The organism is Sphingomonas sp. ABOLH, from assembly GCF_003951715.1.
Taxonomy (GTDB): domain Bacteria; phylum Pseudomonadota; class Alphaproteobacteria; order Sphingomonadales; family Sphingomonadaceae; genus Sphingomonas; species Sphingomonas hankookensis_A.
The window spans coordinates 22098-37032 of sequence record NZ_QQWV01000009.1 but is presented as its reverse complement, the minus strand read 5'-3'; the positions used below and the strand labels follow the sequence as shown (position 1 = coordinate 37032).

At 67.8% G+C, this 14935-nt stretch carries 20 protein-coding genes; 17 read left to right on the top strand and 3 right to left on the bottom strand.

Annotated features, from left to right (window positions below; translation table 11 throughout):
- The first annotated feature begins 37 nt into the window (after positions 1-37).
- From CA237_RS06440 to CA237_RS06380, 13 genes are all read left to right on the top strand, one after another.
- Positions 38-823, top strand: coding sequence for a F0F1 ATP synthase subunit A (locus tag CA237_RS06440; RefSeq protein ID WP_055759728.1), 786 nt, complete (start codon positions 38-40; stop codon positions 821-823).
- Between the two features lie 40 nt (positions 824-863).
- Entirely contained in the window at positions 864-1091 is a 228-nt protein-coding gene (locus CA237_RS06435) for a F0F1 ATP synthase subunit C (RefSeq protein ID WP_055759731.1), read from the top strand.
- Positions 1092-1204: 113 nt separating this feature from the next.
- The gene (locus CA237_RS06430; protein WP_066693283.1) at positions 1205-1696 is read left to right on the top strand and encodes an ATPase; all 492 of its coding nucleotides are present in this window, start codon (positions 1205-1207) and stop codon (positions 1694-1696) included.
- A complete protein-coding gene (locus tag CA237_RS06425) occupies positions 1689-2318 on the top strand; it encodes a hypothetical protein (protein WP_066693280.1) in 630 nt (209 codons plus the stop codon). The genes CA237_RS06430 and CA237_RS06425 overlap by 8 nt, the downstream gene beginning before the upstream one ends.
- A complete protein-coding gene (locus CA237_RS06420; protein ID WP_126013412.1) occupies positions 2318-2917 on the top strand; it encodes a DUF805 domain-containing protein in 600 nt (199 codons plus the stop codon). Before CA237_RS06425 ends, CA237_RS06420 begins: the two co-directional genes overlap by 1 nt.
- A gap of 72 nt (positions 2918-2989) precedes the next feature.
- Positions 2990-3310: a multidrug efflux SMR transporter gene (locus tag CA237_RS06415; protein ID WP_066693274.1), complete on the top strand. Its 321-nt coding sequence runs from the start codon at positions 2990-2992 to the stop codon at positions 3308-3310.
- Positions 3311-3389: 79 nt separating this feature from the next.
- Positions 3390-4262, top strand: a complete 873-nt coding sequence (locus CA237_RS06410) for a DUF4349 domain-containing protein (protein WP_126013409.1) — start codon at positions 3390-3392, stop codon at positions 4260-4262.
- Between the two features lie 112 nt (positions 4263-4374).
- A complete protein-coding gene (locus CA237_RS06405; RefSeq protein WP_066693269.1) occupies positions 4375-5313 on the top strand; it encodes an alpha/beta hydrolase in 939 nt (312 codons plus the stop codon).
- Positions 5314-5506: 193 nt separating this feature from the next.
- Positions 5507-5806 (top strand): hypothetical protein, encoded by a 300-nt coding sequence (locus CA237_RS06400; RefSeq protein WP_066693266.1) that lies wholly within the window; start codon positions 5507-5509, stop codon positions 5804-5806.
- A gap of 1 nt (position 5807) precedes the next feature.
- On the top strand, positions 5808-6797 hold the full coding sequence (locus CA237_RS06395) for an oxidoreductase (RefSeq protein WP_066693263.1): 990 nt from the start codon (positions 5808-5810) through the stop codon (positions 6795-6797).
- 52 nt (positions 6798-6849) lie between these two features.
- Positions 6850-7941 carry a GGDEF domain-containing protein gene (locus CA237_RS06390; protein ID WP_066693260.1) on the top strand — a complete coding sequence of 364 codons (1092 nt, stop codon included), beginning with the start codon at positions 6850-6852 and terminating at the stop codon, positions 7939-7941.
- A gap of 39 nt (positions 7942-7980) precedes the next feature.
- Positions 7981-9912 carry an excinuclease ABC subunit UvrC gene (uvrC, locus tag CA237_RS06385; RefSeq protein ID WP_066693258.1) on the top strand — a complete coding sequence of 644 codons (1932 nt, stop codon included), beginning with the start codon at positions 7981-7983 and terminating at the stop codon, positions 9910-9912.
- Positions 9890-10108, top strand: a complete 219-nt coding sequence (locus CA237_RS06380) for a type II toxin-antitoxin system CcdA family antitoxin (protein WP_066693251.1) — start codon at positions 9890-9892, stop codon at positions 10106-10108. Before uvrC ends, CA237_RS06380 begins: the two co-directional genes overlap by 23 nt.
- Before the next feature lie 53 nt (positions 10109-10161).
- Here the strand turns inward: CA237_RS06380 and CA237_RS19605 are convergent, their stop codons facing one another.
- Positions 10162-10332 carry a hypothetical protein gene (locus tag CA237_RS19605; RefSeq protein ID WP_157092782.1) on the bottom strand — a complete coding sequence of 57 codons (171 nt, stop codon included), beginning with the start codon at positions 10330-10332 and terminating at the stop codon, positions 10162-10164.
- A gap of 236 nt (positions 10333-10568) precedes the next feature.
- Here CA237_RS19605 and CA237_RS06375 point away from each other — a divergent pair, with 236 nt between their 5' ends.
- Positions 10569-11525, top strand: coding sequence for a polysaccharide deacetylase family protein (locus CA237_RS06375; protein ID WP_066693245.1), 957 nt, complete (start codon positions 10569-10571; stop codon positions 11523-11525).
- A complete protein-coding gene (locus CA237_RS06370) occupies positions 11522-12433 on the top strand; it encodes a GNAT family N-acetyltransferase (protein WP_084401767.1) in 912 nt (303 codons plus the stop codon). The genes CA237_RS06375 and CA237_RS06370 overlap by 4 nt, the downstream gene beginning before the upstream one ends.
- Positions 12434-12437: 4 nt before the next feature.
- Here CA237_RS06370 and CA237_RS06365 read toward each other — a convergent pair whose 3' ends face one another.
- Positions 12438-12674 carry a hypothetical protein gene (locus CA237_RS06365; RefSeq protein ID WP_126013406.1) on the bottom strand — a complete coding sequence of 79 codons (237 nt, stop codon included), beginning with the start codon at positions 12672-12674 and terminating at the stop codon, positions 12438-12440.
- 14 nt (positions 12675-12688) lie between these two features.
- On the bottom strand, positions 12689-12988 hold the full coding sequence (locus CA237_RS06360) for a hypothetical protein (protein ID WP_126013403.1): 300 nt from the start codon (positions 12986-12988) through the stop codon (positions 12689-12691).
- A gap of 39 nt (positions 12989-13027) precedes the next feature.
- On the opposite strand from CA237_RS06360, the gene recO reads away from it, so the two are divergent.
- Both recO and leuB read left to right on the top strand, forming a co-directional pair.
- Positions 13028-13759 carry a DNA repair protein RecO gene (gene recO, locus CA237_RS06355; RefSeq protein ID WP_066693238.1) on the top strand — a complete coding sequence of 244 codons (732 nt, stop codon included), beginning with the start codon at positions 13028-13030 and terminating at the stop codon, positions 13757-13759.
- Between the two features lie 63 nt (positions 13760-13822).
- On the top strand, positions 13823-14866 hold the full coding sequence (gene leuB, locus CA237_RS06350) for a 3-isopropylmalate dehydrogenase (protein WP_066693401.1): 1044 nt from the start codon (positions 13823-13825) through the stop codon (positions 14864-14866).
- Positions 14867-14935 lie beyond the last annotated feature (69 nt).

The following is a 14935-nucleotide window of genomic DNA, read 5'->3' as shown; positions in this document are numbered from 1 at the left end:
AGTCCTCGGGCGCCTTGGCATATCGGGGCGAAGCGACGTGGCGCAGGCAGGCAAGATCGATCCGATGCACCAGTTCGAGGTGCAGACGATCTTCAACATTCCCCTGGGCGATCACGTCCTGCCGTTCACCAATTCGGCGCTGTGGATGATCGTCGCGGCGGTCGCGCTGTTCGTGTTCATGATCGGCGGCATGAAGCAGCAGCAGGTGCCCGGTCGCTGGCAGATGGCGGTCGAGGGCTTTACCGGCTTCATCGACAAGCTGCTCGCCGCGAATATCGGGCATGAAGGACGCAAGTACCTTCCGTACGTCTTCTCGCTGTTCATGTTTATCCTGTTCGCGAACGTCGTCGGCCTGCTGCCGTTCGGTCTGGTCGGGCTGCACCCCTTCACCGTCACCAGCCACTTCACCGTGACCGGCGTCCTTGCCATTGCCAGTTTCTCGATCGTGCTGGTCGTCGGTCTGTTCAAGCATGGTCTCCGTTTCTTCAGCCTGTTCGCGCCGAAGGGTACGCCGATCCCGGTGCTGCTGCTGGTCGCGCCGATCGAGTTCGTGTCGTTCATGGTCCGCCCGTTCAGCCTCGCGCTGCGACTGTTCGTGGCGATGACCGCGGGACACATCCTGCTGAAGGTGCTGGCGGGCTTCATCATCAATTCGACCGCCACCGGCGCGGGCATCGGCGTGCTGGTCAGCGTGCCGAGCTTCGCGCTGATGGTCGGCGTGTCGGCCCTCGAAATGCTGGTCGCCGGCGTGCAGGCATATGTCTTCGCGCTGCTGACCTCGCTCTACATCAACGATGCCGTGCACCTGCACGACCATCACTGATCCCAACCAACATTCAGATTTTTCCAAGGGAGTTTTCGACATGGAAGCAGACGCCATCAAGTTCCTCGGCGCCGGTCTCGCAGCCATCGGTGCCGGCCTTGCCGCACTCGGCGTGGGCAACGTCTTCGCCGCCTTCCTGCAGGGCGCGCTGCGCAACCCGTCGGCCGCTGCCGGTCAGCAGGGCAACATGTTCATCGGCTTCGCCGCCGCCGAACTTCTGGGCCTGCTGGCGTTCGTCGTCGCAGTGCTGCTGATCTTCGTCGCGTAACATGCGTGACGCCCGGCGCGGGGGGTGCCTCGCGCCGGACTCCCGGTCCGGATGACGGACCGGTTTCGGCCGGGCGATGGCGCCCGGTCGACCAGACCAATACGGGACGTTTCATGCCGCAAATCGAGCAGCTCGCCGCGACCTGGGGGTCGCAGGTCTTCTGGCTGGTGCTGACCTTCGGCATCGTGTTCCTGGTCGTGGGCCTCGGCATGGTGCCCAAGGTGCAGGGCACGGTCGACCAGCGCGACCAGGGCATCGCCGCCGACCTCGCCGCCGCCGAAGCGGCGCGTGGGCAGGCGGATGCGACCGAGGCGGCATGGCGTGCCCGCGAAAATGCCAGCCGCGAGGCTGCGCAGAAGCTGCTGGCCGAAGCCCGTGCCAAGGGCGCGGCGGCAGCGGCCGAACGGCTGGCCGCGGCCAATGCCGACATGCAGGCGCGGGTCGCACAGGCCGAAGCCGATATCGCTACCCAGCGCGGTGCGGCGATGGCGCAGGTCGAGCAGGTCGCAGCCGAAGCGGCACAGGCGATCGTCGAGCGCGTCTCGGGCGTGCGGGTCAGCGAACAGGACGCGCAGGGCGCGGTGAAGGCGGTGCTCCATGGCTAATCCCAACGTCGCCCATACCAGCCCGACGCTGAACGAAGCGATCCATGAAGAGGGCCTGCCCAAGACCGGAGCCGACGCTGTCGAGGGTTCGCATGGCAGCGCCACCGGTACGGCGCATGTCGATCCGACCGCCCTCGGGCTGAATGCGACCGCATGGGTCAGCGCCGCGATGCTGCTGTTCCTGCTGGTGCTGGTCGTGAAGGGTGTGCCCGCGCTGATCGGTCGCCTGCTCGACGGGCAGATCGCGGCGATCCGCACCCGTCTGGACGAAGCGCGCACCCTGCGTGCCGAAGCCGAGGCGCTGCGCGACGAATATACGTCGAAGATCGCTGGGATCGAGGCACAGGCCGCTGAAATGGTCGCCCACGCCGAGGCAGAAGCGCAGGCGCTGCTGGTGAAGGCGGAGGCCGACGCCGCCGAGCTGACCCAGCGTCGTGCCAAGATGGCGACCGACAAGATTGCCGCCGCCGAACGCGCCGCCATTGCCGAGGTCCGCGCGACCGCCGCCGATGCCGCTGCCAAGGCCGCCAGCACGCTGATCGCGACGCACCTGTCGGGCGATGCCGATCGCGCGCTGGTCGACCGGACCATTGCCGGTCTGGGTGGCAGCCGCCTGAACTGATGCCGTCGCACCGGACCCCGCGGTTTCAGCTCCAGCGGCTGACCCGGTGGTCCGATCGCGAGCCGCGACGGCTGTTCTGGCCGTGGGTCGCCTGCGTCATGGTGACCAACATGATCGCCGCAATGGCGGTCGGCATACCGATGTTCGTCGGCATCGCCCGCAACATGGCTGCCTTTGCAGAGGCACATCCGGAACGTGCGACCGTGACGTCGGGACCGGGGCATTATTCGGTGCAGATCGATGGGCCGGTCCCGCCGGACCTGATGTTGCAACCGATGCGCTGGTTCGTGCCGCTGGTCGCAATCGTCGCGATAGTGTCGGTCCTGTTTCTCGCCGCGGCGGTCGTGCGGCGACTGCATGATTCGGGACGGCGGGGCTATTGGGGGCTGTTGCCGCTGCCCTTCCTGGTGACCGGCATGATCGTGTTCGGGCAGTTGTTCAGCCGGATCGGGACCGGGAACGAACCACCCGATATGGCACCGTTCGCGCTGATGTTCGGCAACAACATCCTGTATCTGGCGAGCCTGGGCGTGTTGATCGTCCAGCTTAGCCGGCCAAGCGATCCCGGCCCCAATCGGTTCGGACCGCCGCTGGCCTGATTTTCCGCACGGCCTCTTTCGGGTTTCCGGCCGTGCCCTTTCCTATTCGAGCCCGCAAAAGGAGTAGGCGATATGGCATGGGCCATTCTCGCGGTTGCGGTCGTGTGTGAGATCGTGTGGGCATTGAGCCTGAAATGGGCGGCGGGGCAGGGGACGTTGCTCGCCTCCGCCGTGCCGATCACTTTGTCGTTCGTGAACATGGGGCTGCTGGCGCTGGCGATGCGCGGCATTCCGGCAGGCACCGCCTATGCGGTGTGGACCGGGCTTGGCGCGGTCGGCGTCATCATCGGCGGCGCGGTGCTGTTCGGCGAACGGATCGCGCCGGTCCAGGCGGGTTTCATGGTGCTGATCGTGATCGGCGTGGTCGGCACGAAGCTGTTCGCGCAGGGCTGACCCGCGCTCCGCATCGGAGTCGGGCGTTGACGGCGGGCGACCTCGCCGGTCATGCTCGGCCCCGATAGGGGAGCGGACGATGACCGGACAACGACTGATAGGGGCGATCGCCATTCTGGTGGCGGGCTGCAGCGGGCCGTCGCCCGAAACCCATTCGATGCAGTCGCCCACTACCGAGACGTTCGACGTCGAGGAGCCGCCGGCAGAGATGCCGTCGCCGGCCGCGACCGGTTCGAAGATCGCCTATAGCTATTCGGTCACCTATGCCTTTGATCGCAGGACCGTTGCGCAGGTGCAGGGGCAACAACTCGACCTGTGCCGCCGGCTGGGGCCTGCCCGCTGCCTGATCGTCCGGTCGTCGCTCAACACGCCGGGTCCGGACGATCATGTCGTCCATGACGAAGCGGTGCTGATGGTCGATGCGCGGCAGGCCGAGGCGCTGACCCGCCGGTTCGATGCGATCGCCGAGGCAGGTGACGCACGCCGGGCCAGCCGGCAGGTCGAGGCGGAGGACGTCACCCGGCAGGTGATCGACACCGAGGCGCGTGTCCGGGCGAAGCAGGCGCTGGCCGAACGGCTGCTCGCCATTATCCGGTCGGGCAATGGCAAGGTCGGCGACCTGGTCGAGGCCGAACGCGCCTATGCCACCACCAACGAGGAATTGGAGGCGGCGAAGGCGCAACGCGCCGAACTGGCCCAGCGGGTCGCGATGTCGAAGCTGACGATCGCCTATGCGTTCAACGACACGCCCGGCGGCAATTCGCCGGTCATGGCCAGCATCGAGGCGGCCGGGGCGACGCTGTCGACGAGCGTCGCCGCGCTGGTGACGTTCGTCGTGGCCGCCCTGCCCTGGATCGTCGTTGCCGGGCTGATGCTGTTCGGCCTGCGTCGGGTGGCCCGGCGGCGGGGCTGGCGCTGGCCGTGGCGGCGGGGCGAACGCTCCGCCGGTTGAGTCCACCGCGCGGTCGACCGGTCCGGATCAGCGTCGCGTTACCGCTAACAGGAATCGTTGGACAATGGCCGGCCGCGCAACAATACTCCCCCGATAACAAAGGGAGAGGGACATGCGAGCAATTTACGGACGCCGTGCGTTTGGCTGGGCAATCGGCGCGGCACTCGCCGCCACCGCCGCCCCGGCATGCGCGCAAAGCGACAAGATGGAGCCGATCGCGGCACCGGCGCAGCCGAATGCGATCCCGCTCAATACAGGCACGCTGCCCGGTGCGACCGCGAAGGAATCGTGGCATTCGCAATATGGCAGCACCTTTACCCGCAATGTGACCGATGCGACGCTGACCCCGTTCCTGCCCGATCCGGCGAAGGCCAATGGCACGGCGGTGATCGTGGCGCCCGGCGGCGGCTTTCGCACGCTGTCGATGTCGAACGAGGGGTGGGATGTGGCCAGGGCGCTGGCCGATCGCGGCGTCGCGGCGTTCGTCCTGAAATATCGCCTGAACCAGACGCCGGCGGACATGGCCGGGTTCGAACGGTCGATGCGCGAGATGTTCTCGGGCACCGCGCCGCGTCCACGGCCCGCGCCGGGTGCCGCCGCCAATGCGCTGGCACCGCAGATCGCCGACGCCAATGCCGCCTTCGCGCTGATCCGGTCGCGCGCCGGGGAATGGAAGGTCGATCCGAACCGCATCGGCATGATCGGCTTTTCCGCCGGCGCGATGCTAACCATGGCGACGACCCTGTCGAACGGTCCGGCCAGGCCGGCGTTCATCGGCGACGTCTATGGCCCGCTGGCCGCGATGGGGCCGGTGCCCGCCGACGCCCCGCCGTTGTTCGTCGCCATCGCCGCCGACGATCCGTTCTTTGCCAACAGCGGCTTCGGCCTGATCGAATCGTGGAAGGCGGCCAAGCGCCCGGTCGAGTTCCACCTGTATGAACAGGGCGGCCACGGGTTCGGCATGTACCAGAAGCCGACGACCAGCACAGGTTGGTTCGACGCCTTTGCGCGGTGGATGGACATGCATGGCTGGCTGAAGCGCGCGGGGTAAGGGCGGGCGCCGCAACCTTTCCCGTCACCCCGGGCTTGACCCGGGGTCCCGCTGCCTTTCCCGCAGCAGAAGAAGCGGGACCCCGGATCAAGTCCGGGGTGACGGGGGGCGAACCGATCACCCACCCGCTTGGCGACGACCCGCCGGAACGCTAAGTCCTTGTGCGGGCGACCAAGCCCAAGGAGGGATTGTCATGAAGTTCCTGTTCACCGCCGCCGCGTTGCTGGCGATGCCGCTGGCCGCATCGGCGCAGACCGCCCCGGCGCCTGCGCCGGCCGCAGCCAAGCTGACCATCGACAGCAGCATCGAAACCATCGCCGCCAATCCGAAGGGCAAGGCGATCCTCGACGCGCAGTTCCCGGGGATGCTCGCGCATGAATCCTATCCGATGTTCAAGGGGATGAGCCTGAAGCAGGTCCAGCCCTACGCCCAGGGCCGGATCACCGACGAACAGGTGGCGAAGGTCGCCGCCGAACTGGCGAAGCTGAACTGACATGGTGCGCGTCGGCCTGATCGGGTTCGGCCTGGCCGGCGCGTCGTTCCACGCGCCGCTGATCGCGTGCGTGGAGGGGATGGAGCTGGCGGCGATCGCGACCTCGCGGCCGACCGAGCGCTTTGCCGGCGCGGTGCGTCACGCCGATCCGATGGCGCTGATCGACGACGACAGCCTCGACCTGATCGTCATCGCTACCCCCAATGACAGCCATGCCCCGCTGGCGCAGGCGGCACTGGCCGCCGGGCGGCACGTCGTCGTCGACAAGCCGCTGGCGACCGACGATGCCGATGCCGTCGCGCTGGTCCAGCTGGCGCGGGGCACGGGGCGGTTGCTCAGCGTATTCCACAATCGCCGCTGGGACAGCGATTTCCTGACCGTCGAACGGCTGTTGCGCGACGATGCGCTGGGCGAGGTGCAGCTGGCCGAATTGCGCTGGGACCGGTTCCGCCCGGCGATCAAGCCGGGCTGGCGCGAGGAGGGCGGTCCGGGCAGTGGGCTGCTGAACGACCTGGGGCCGCACATGATCGATCAGGCGATCCGCCTGTTCGGCATGCCCGATGCGGTGGCGGGGGACGTCACGACGCAGCGCGACGGTGCCGGCGTCGACGATTATTTCGAGATCGTGCTGCGCTACGGTGCGCGCCGTGTGACGATCGGTTCGGCGTCGCTGGTCGCCGCACCGCGCCCGCGCTTTGCGCTGCACGGGACGCGGGGCAGCTTCGTGAAATTCGGCATCGACCCGCAAGAGGCGGTGCTGCGTGCCGGCGGCATGCCGACCGATAGCGGCTATGGCATCGAACCCGACAGCCAATGGGGCGTGCTGACCGACGCCCAAGGGACTGCGCGGTCGGTCCGGTCGGAAGCGGGCGACTGGCGCGGGTTCTACCGCGCGATGCGCGACGCGATCCGGGGGGAGGGCGACGTGCCGGTCGATCCGGCCGACGCCGTGCGCGGCCTGCGCATCATCGAAGCGGCGCGGGCGGGGTAGAAAATCCTGTAGTGATCGGCTGTTAACGAACATCGTCTAATCCGGTTGGGCGATGTTCGATCTTCCCGACCTGGCGACGCTGCGCCAATGCAGCATCCTGTGCAGTGCCGCCTATACCGTGGTGTTCTTTTCCATGGCCGGGCGCCGCGCATGGTATCTGTATTGGGGCTGGGGATCGGGCAGCTATTGCGCGGCGCTGGTGCTGGCCGCGCTGGTCGGGGAACCCGTCCCGCTGATGATCCAGCCGTTGTTCGACGGTGTCCTCGCCCTGTCGATGGCGCTGGTGCTGGGCGGCGTGCGGCGCTTCGACGGACAGCGCGGCATCGCGCTGTGGATGTGGGGCGTGATCGCGGCGACCGCGATCATCCCGACCATCGTGACCCTGGTGTTCGGGACGGCGCCCGTCGCATCGGCGATGTGGTCGCTGGTCGGTGCCGGATGCGCGTTTGCCTTTGCCATGCCGCTCGTCCGCAATCGCGCGACCGATGGGACGGCGCGGCCGCGGCGGATCGCCGGGGCGATGCTGCTCATCTATGTTCCGATCTACCTGACCGGCGCGATCGGCGCGCTGGTGCCGCAGGCGATCGGCGCGCATCTGGCGATGGTGCCGTTCCTCGCCGATCAGCTGCTGTTCGGTGCAGCCAATCTGACGCTGTTGTGGATTCCGGCATCGCATTCGCAGCAGCAGCTGCGCGACATGGCGCTGCGTGATCCGCTGACCGGCGTGTGGAACCGCGCCGCGCTGGCGGCGGGCGCGGCCGAGCTGCTGGTGCCGGGGCGGGTCGCGCTGCTGATCGATGTCGACCGGTTCAAGGCGATCAACGACCGCCATGGCCACGGCGTCGGCGACCGGGTGCTGGTCGCGATCGCGACCGGCCTGCAACGCAGCGTCGGCGGCGATTTCGTCGCGCGGCTGGGCGGGGACGAGTTTCTGGTCGTCACCAGCGCCGCCGATCCGCTGATCGCCGCCGAACAGATCCGCCTGCGCGCCGGTCGCGGCGAGCCGGGGCTGCCGGCCTGGACGCTCAGCATCGGCGCGGCGCGGATCGAGGCCGGCGACCGATCGATCGACGACGTGATCCAGCGCGCCGACCTGCTGATGTACCGCGCCAAGGATTTGGGCCGCACGCCCGCCGCGGCATGACGCTGGCGCTTGGCGGGCGCACTCCCTAAATCGGGCGCGATGTCGGAAACGCCCAACGCTCCCAACCGCTTCCACGAGGACAAGGCCAGCTTCACCGTGCGCGGGTCGGACGCGCCGGATATCGACGCCGGCGTCGCCGCGATCCGCAACGTGCTGGCGACGCTGCCCGCGCGGCCCGGCGTGTACCGGATGCAGGATGCGCGCGGCGAGGTGCTGTATGTCGGCAAGGCGCGCGCGCTCAAGAACCGTGTCGCCAACTATACGCAGGTGTCGCGCCTGACGAAGCGGTTGCAGCGCATGGTCGCGCAGACCCGGTCGATGACGATCGTCACGACCAATAACGAGGCGGAGGCGCTGCTGCTCGAAGCGCAGCTCATCAAGCGCTATCGCCCGCCGTACAACGTGCTGCTGCGCGACGATAAGTCGTTCCCGTTCATCCTGCTGCGCGCCGATCATGAATTTCCGCGCATTCAGAAGCATCGCGGCGCGCGGCGGGCGAAGGGTAACTACTATGGCCCATTCGCGTCCGCCGGATCGGTGACGCAGACGCTGAACGCGTTGCAGAAGCTGTTCCTGCTGCGCTCCTGCACCGACGGCTTCTTCAAGACCCGCGACCGGCCGTGCCTGCTGTACCAGATCAAGCGCTGCTCGGCGCCGTGCGTTGGGCGGATCGATCAGGCCGCCTATGCCGAGCTGATTGCGGACGCGAAGGACTTCCTCGCCGGCAAGTCGACCAAGGTGCAGGCGAAGCTGGGCACGCAGATGCAGGCGGCGGCGGAGGCGATGGACTTCGAACTGGCCGCCGTGCTGCGCGACCGGTTGAAGGCGCTGACCTTCATCCAGGGTTCGCAGGCGATCAACGCGGACGGCGTCGGCGATGCCGATATCTTCGCCATGGCCTGTCGTGAGGGGACGATCGGCATCCAGGCCTTCTTCATCCGCGGCGGCCAGAATTGGGGCCATCGCAGCTTCTTCCCCGCGCACACCAACGACGTGCCCGAGGACGAGGTCATGGCCGCCTTCCTGATGCAATTCTACGAAGAGGTGCCGCCGCCGCGCAACGTGTTCGTCGACCGCGACCTGGCCGAAGCGCCGGTGCTGGCCGAGGCGATGGCCGAACGCGCCGGGTTCAAGGTCGCGCTATCGGTGCCGCAGCGCGGTGTCCGCCGCCGGCTGCTCGACCAGGCCAAGCGCAATGCGGAGGAGGCGCTGGAGCGCCGAAACGCGGAATCGACGACGCAGGCGAAGCTGCTGCGCGAGGTCGCCGACCTGTTCGAGTTGGAAGGGCCGCCCGACCGGATCGAGGTGTACGACAACAGCCATATCCAGGGCACCAATGCGCTGGGCGCGATGGTCGTCGCCGGGCCGGAGGGGTTCCGCAAGGGGCAGTATCGCAAGTTCAACATCAAGCAGGCGCAGACCAACGACGACTTCGCGATGATGAAGGAGGTGCTGACCCGCCGCTTCGCCCGTGCGCAGGAGGAAAATCCGGATCGCGAGACCGACCGCGACGGCAATGGCTGGCCCGACCTCGTCCTGATTGACGGCGGCAAGGGCCAGTTGAGCGCGGCCAAGGCGGTGCTGGAGGACCTCGGCATCGAGGATGTCTGCATGGTCGGCGTGGCGAAGGGGCCGCATCATGGCCGCGAGGGGCGCGAGGTGTTTCACCTGATGGACGGGCGCGAACTGACGCTGCCGGTCAATTCACCGGTGCTGTTCTACCTCCAGCGGCTGCGCGACGAGGTTCACCGCTTCGTCATCGGCGCACACCGCGACAAGCGGGCCAAGGCGATGGGGGCCAGTCCGCTCGACGACGTGCCCGGCATCGGCCCGGCGCGGAAGAAGGCGTTGCTGATGCACTTCGGCACCGCCCGCGCGGTGCGCAACGCCAGTCTGGAGGACCTGCAAAAGGCGCCAGGGGTGAGCAAGGCAATGGCACAGGGGGTCTATGACTTCTTCCACGCCCGGTAAGGTCGCAATCGATCCCGCGCTGTTCGAACGGGCACGGGCCGCTGGCGTCGACGTCGCCGCGACCTGCCACGCGGCGTTGCTCCGCGCGATCGAGGAGGCGACGCACGCCCGGCTGCGCGCGGAAACGGCGACCGCGATCGCCGAATGGAACGATTGGGCCGGGTCGCCCGAATATCCCCCGTCACCCCGGCCTTGAGCCGGGGTCCCGCTTCTACTCTTCCTTCGCCGTCGCAAAGCGCGGTGGCGACGTCACCCGATCCCCCGCTGGATGAAACTGCGGATCGCCTGCCAGCGAACCGCTTCGCCCGCGTCACCCCGCTTGCCCGCGCGGACGCTGCGCGATCCGGCGACATCCTGGGCCGCCCGGCCGTGACGCGCCACGAGAAAAATGGCGTCGGTGCGGTCGATATCGTCGATCATCCATTCCTCCGGTCAGAAAGTTACGCGGCTAACGACGTCCTGACAGGTCCTGTTCCCGCCGGTCCAGCCCGGAATGTCGCCGGGTTTCCGCATGGTTTCGGTACGGCGCGGTAACAAAGTGCGTAAAGTCTGCAACACCGTGGTTAACGAGCCATTGGTACGTGGCGTACAATTTATTCGTGCGCCCGGTGCGGGCTTTATGGGATGTTTACGCCCATCGGTGCAGGACCTCTTTTATGGCAACGCCGGTATTCCTGACGATCGACACCGAATTGATGTGGCGGCACCATGCCGCCGACCTGTCGGCGTCGACCGTCATTGCCCGCTCGCTCGAACCCGCCGGGGTCGGCGTGACGTGGCAGCTGGAGCGGCTGCGCGCCCATGGATTGAAGGCGTGCTTCTTCGTCGATCCGCTGCCCGCGAAGCTCTATGGCATGGCGGCGATCGCGCCGACCGTGGAGGCGATCCTGGCCGGGGGGCAGGAGGTCCAGCTGCATCTCCACCCCAATTGGGTCGGTGCGGCGGTCGGTGATCGGGGGCAGGCGCATGGCCGGTTCGAACTGGTCGACCTGTCGCGGCAGGAGCAGCAGGATCTGCTGGGCGAGGCGCGCGACCTGCTGCAAGCCTGCGGTGCGCCCGAACCGGTCGCCTTCCGCGCGGGCAGCTACAGCGCCAACGACACGACCATCGACGCGCTGGCCGCATTGGGCTTCGCCTATGACAGCAGCCATAACGGCGCGCATCATCCCTGGCCCAGTGCGATCACCCTGTCGCCCGACCTGATCGCACCGGTCGCGCATCGTGGGCTGGTCGAGCTGCCGGTCACGACCATCGCGATGCCCGGCGGCGGGCGGCGGCATTTCCAGATTTGCGCGCTGTCGGCCGCCGAGATGCGAGCCGCGCTGACCTACGCCGCCCGCCACGACCATGCGGCGGTGACGATCGTTAGCCACGGCTTCGAACTTGCCAACCGGCAGGGGACACGTGCCAACGGCGTCCATGTCCGCCGGTTCGAGGCGCTGTGCCGCACGTTGGCCGAACGCGCCGACGCGCTGCCCACCACCCATTTCCGCGACCGCCCGGCGCTCCGCCTGGGGCAGGACGACCGGCCGCTGCCCGCCAATGCCCTGCGCACGCGGTGGCGGCAGGTCGAACAGCTCTGGTCGAACTGGGTCGAGGAGCGCGCGGCGTGACGAGCGCCCAGTCTTGGCCGCTCAAATTCCAGATCGGCGCGCGCACGCTCTTTTCGATCCGCCGCCGGCTGGTGCGCGTGCCGCTGGAACTGCGCGACGTGCTGTCGGGCGACGCGCCCGCCTTGCCGCCGCTGCCGCCGGGGGCGGACGGCTGGTCGGTGACGTCGCTGCCCGAACCGCTGGTCGATGCGATGCTGTCGACCAGCCCGATCGCCTTCGTTCGGCAGCGTTACACCCGCTATCACACCGACCTGACGATCGGTTTCGACGCGTGGTTCGCCGGCCTGTCGGGCAATGCCCGCTCCGGCCTGAAACGCAAGGCGAAGAAGCTGGCCGAGGCGAACGAAGGCAGCCTCGACGTCCGCACCTATCGCACGGCGCAGGAACTGGCCGAGTTCCACGGCATCGCCCGCCAGGTGGCCGAGCGGACCTATCAGGAAAAGTTGCTCGGCGCCGGCTTGCCCAACGACATCGCCTTCCGTGCCGCGATGCAGGGCAGGGGCACGCGCGGCGAGGCGTTCGGCTGGCTGCTGTTCGTCGGGGGTTCGCCCATCGCCTATCTCTACTGCCCGATGACCGGCGGCGACGTGCGCTACGACTATGTCGGCCACGATCCCGCCTGGAGCGAATGGTCGCCGGGCAGCGTGCTGCACATGGAGGCGTTCCGCACCCTGTTCGACGAACCCGCGGCGCAGCGGTTCGATTTTACGGAAGGCGAGGGACAGCACAAGCGCCAGTTCGCGACCGGTGGTACGGCGTGTGCCGACCTGCTGCTGCTGCGCGGGTCGCTCGGCAATCGGGCGACGGTGAAAGCGTTGCGGGCGTTCGATGGCGGTGTCGAGCGGGCGAAGCGGGCGCGGGATTGGCCGGTGCTCGGCAAGGCGATGCACCGGCTGCGTCGGGGCTGAACCGCTACATCGCGCTGAAGATACAGTAAGCGAGGATCGGCACGCCGATCGTCGCGATCATCAATATCAGGCCGTGATCGCCGTCGCGTCGGTTCGTCGGGTCGCTCTCGACGACCCGGGTACGAAACCGGTTCGAAAAGAAATGATCGGGTTCGCTGTTGAGATAGACCGGCGGCTGCGGTGCATCGGCCGCGCGCTCGCTGGTGGTGCCCGACACGGGCTTGGAAACGGGATCTGACATGGTGCGGATTCCATCTATTCGATGCGGGAAACGGCGCGACGCACCGATCCCAAACAAAGATCGAATAAACCCCGAACTCGGACGGCGAACCGTTCCGAGTTCGGGCTACCCGCGTGCGGCGAGTTGGCCGGCGTGATTGAGAAAACGCTGATATGCTCGGCAAGCATCCATTTCACGAATATTGGAAATAAGAGCAGGTTAGTCAACAAGACTTTGTAGCCGATTTTCTGATTTCCATCAGGATTTGATGGCGATATTTTGCGCTGCATCATTCGGCGACGATTTTTGTTGAGCTGGTCGCGGATCGAATTCAAGACGTGGGATCGCTGGCAAACCCCTGCTAGACCCACCCCATGCACCTCAACACCACCGCCATCCTCCTCTCCGTGCGCCCGCACGGCGAACATGGTGCGGTCGTGCGGGTGCTGACCGAACATGCTGGCGTCCAGCCCGGTTACGTCCGCGGCGGGCGCAGCCGGGCGATCCGGCCGGTGCTGCAACCGGGCAACCTGATCCGCGGCGACTGGCGCGCGCGGACCGATACGCAGCTGGCGGCGCTGACCGTCGAACTGGTCGAAAGCCGCGCGCCGCTGTTCGCCGAGCCGTTGGCCGCCGCCGCGATCGACTGGATGTGTGCGCTGACCGCTTATGCCCTGCCTGAGGCGCAGCCCTATCCGCGCATCCATGCCGCGCTCGACGGGTTGTTCGCGGCCATCGCCGCGGCGCCGGGTGCGCGCGACTGGGTCGGGGCGCTGGTGCGGACCGAGTTGCTGATCCTGTCCGAACTGGGCTTCGGCCTGTCGCTCGACGAATGCGTCGCGACCGGGGTGACCGACGACCTGACCCATGTCAGCCCCAAGAGCGGCGGCGCGGTATCGCGGGCGGCGGCGGTCGGCCTCGAACACCGCCTGCTGCCGCTACCCGCCTTCCTGATCGAAGGGGGCCGGGCCGACTGGGCGGCGGCGTTCGACGGGCTGACGCTGTCGGGCCATTTCCTGTCGCGCGATTTGCTGGGGCTGAAGGGGCAGGACGTGCTGGCGGCGCGCACCCGGCTGGTCGAGCGGCTGAAAAGGACGGTTGCGTGAGCATGGCCGGTTGGGGCAGAGGCGTCCGCGCGTAATCTTCGTGCGCGAACGACGGATGATATGATGGCTTTGATCGCGATACTGCCCGGCGACGGGATCGGACCGGAAGTGGTGGCAGCGGCGCGCCAAGTGCTGGATGCGCTCGATCTCGGGCTGACGTTCGAGGAAGCACCGGTCGGCGGCGCGGCCTATCGCGCCCATGGCCATCCGCTGCCGCCCGCGACGCTCGATCTGGCCAAGCGTGCCGATGCCGTCCTGTTCGGCGCGGTCGGCGATCCCGAATTCGACAATGTCGCGCGCGAACATCGTCCGGAACAGGCGATCCTCGGCCTGCGCAAGGAACTGGGCCTGTTCGCCAATCTGCGCCCGGCCAAGCTGTTTGCGGGGCTGGAGGACGCCTCCGCGCTCCGCCCCGAAGTCGCCGCCGCGATCGACATGGTGATCGTGCGCGAGCTGACCGGCGACGTCTATTTCGGTGAGAAGGGCCGGGGCACGACGGCGGACGGCCTGCGCGAGGGCCATGACCTGATGCGCTATGACGAGGCGGAGGTCGCCCGCATCGCCCGCGTCGCGTTCGAGACGGCGCGCACCCGCAACCACCGGCTCTGTTCGGTCGACAAGGCCAACGTCCTCGAAACCTCGCAGCTATGGCGCGATGTGGTGATCGAAGTCTCGGCCGACTATCCCGATGTCGCGCTGACCCACATGTATGTCGACAATGCCGCGATGCAGCTGGTGCGCAATCCGGGCCAGTTCGACGTGATCGTCACCGGCAATTTGTTCGGCGACATATTGTCCGATCAGGCGAGCATGTGCGCCGGGTCGATCGGCATGCTGCCCTCCGCCGCGATCAATCAGGACAGGAAGGGCCTGTACGAACCGATCCACGGCTCGGCCCCCGATATCGCGGGCCAAGGCAAGGCGAACCCGCTGGCGACGATCCTGTCGGCGGCGATGATGCTGCGCCATTCGCTGGGGGAAGCGGATGCGGCCGACCGCATCGAGGCAGCGGTGACCGCCGCGCTGGTCGCTGGACACCGCACCCCCGACCTGGGCGGGACCGCGACGACGCAGGACATGACGAACGCGGTGCTGGCGGCGTTGTGATCCCGTTGCGGCGCCGTATCCCCGCGCAGGCGGGGATCCAGGGCCACGAAGGACGTCATCCGTGGCACT

Bases quoted from the DNA above. Each gene is read 5' to 3' on its own strand.
- CA237_RS06435 (WP_055759731.1), top strand. From the start codon at position 864: ATGGAAGCAGACGCCATCAAGTTCCTCGGCGCCGGTCTCGCAGCCATC.
- CA237_RS06430 (WP_066693283.1), top strand. From the start codon at position 1,205: ATGCCGCAAATCGAGCAGCTCGCCGCGACCTGGGGGTCGCAGGTCTTC.
- CA237_RS06425 (WP_066693280.1), top strand. From the start codon at position 1,689: ATGGCTAATCCCAACGTCGCCCATACCAGCCCGACGCTGAACGAAGCG.
- CA237_RS06420 (WP_126013412.1), top strand. From the start codon at position 2,318: ATGCCGTCGCACCGGACCCCGCGGTTTCAGCTCCAGCGGCTGACCCGG.
- CA237_RS06415 (WP_066693274.1), top strand. From the start codon at position 2,990: ATGGCATGGGCCATTCTCGCGGTTGCGGTCGTGTGTGAGATCGTGTGG.
- CA237_RS06410 (WP_126013409.1), top strand. From the start codon at position 3,390: ATGACCGGACAACGACTGATAGGGGCGATCGCCATTCTGGTGGCGGGC.
- CA237_RS06405 (WP_066693269.1), top strand. From the start codon at position 4,375: ATGCGAGCAATTTACGGACGCCGTGCGTTTGGCTGGGCAATCGGCGCG.
- CA237_RS06400 (WP_066693266.1), top strand. From the start codon at position 5,507: ATGAAGTTCCTGTTCACCGCCGCCGCGTTGCTGGCGATGCCGCTGGCC.
- CA237_RS06395 (WP_066693263.1), top strand. From the start codon at position 5,808: ATGGTGCGCGTCGGCCTGATCGGGTTCGGCCTGGCCGGCGCGTCGTTC.
- CA237_RS06390 (WP_066693260.1), top strand. From the start codon at position 6,850: ATGTTCGATCTTCCCGACCTGGCGACGCTGCGCCAATGCAGCATCCTG.
- uvrC (WP_066693258.1), top strand. From the start codon at position 7,981: ATGTCGGAAACGCCCAACGCTCCCAACCGCTTCCACGAGGACAAGGCC.
- CA237_RS06380 (WP_066693251.1), top strand. From the start codon at position 9,890: ATGACTTCTTCCACGCCCGGTAAGGTCGCAATCGATCCCGCGCTGTTC.
- CA237_RS19605 (WP_157092782.1), bottom strand. From the start codon at position 10,332: ATGATCGACGATATCGACCGCACCGACGCCATTTTTCTCGTGGCGCGT.
- CA237_RS06375 (WP_066693245.1), top strand. From the start codon at position 10,569: ATGGCAACGCCGGTATTCCTGACGATCGACACCGAATTGATGTGGCGG.
- CA237_RS06365 (WP_126013406.1), bottom strand. From the start codon at position 12,674: ATGTCAGATCCCGTTTCCAAGCCCGTGTCGGGCACCACCAGCGAGCGC.
- recO (WP_066693238.1), top strand. From the start codon at position 13,028: ATGCACCTCAACACCACCGCCATCCTCCTCTCCGTGCGCCCGCACGGC.
- leuB (WP_066693401.1), top strand. From the start codon at position 13,823: ATGGCTTTGATCGCGATACTGCCCGGCGACGGGATCGGACCGGAAGTG.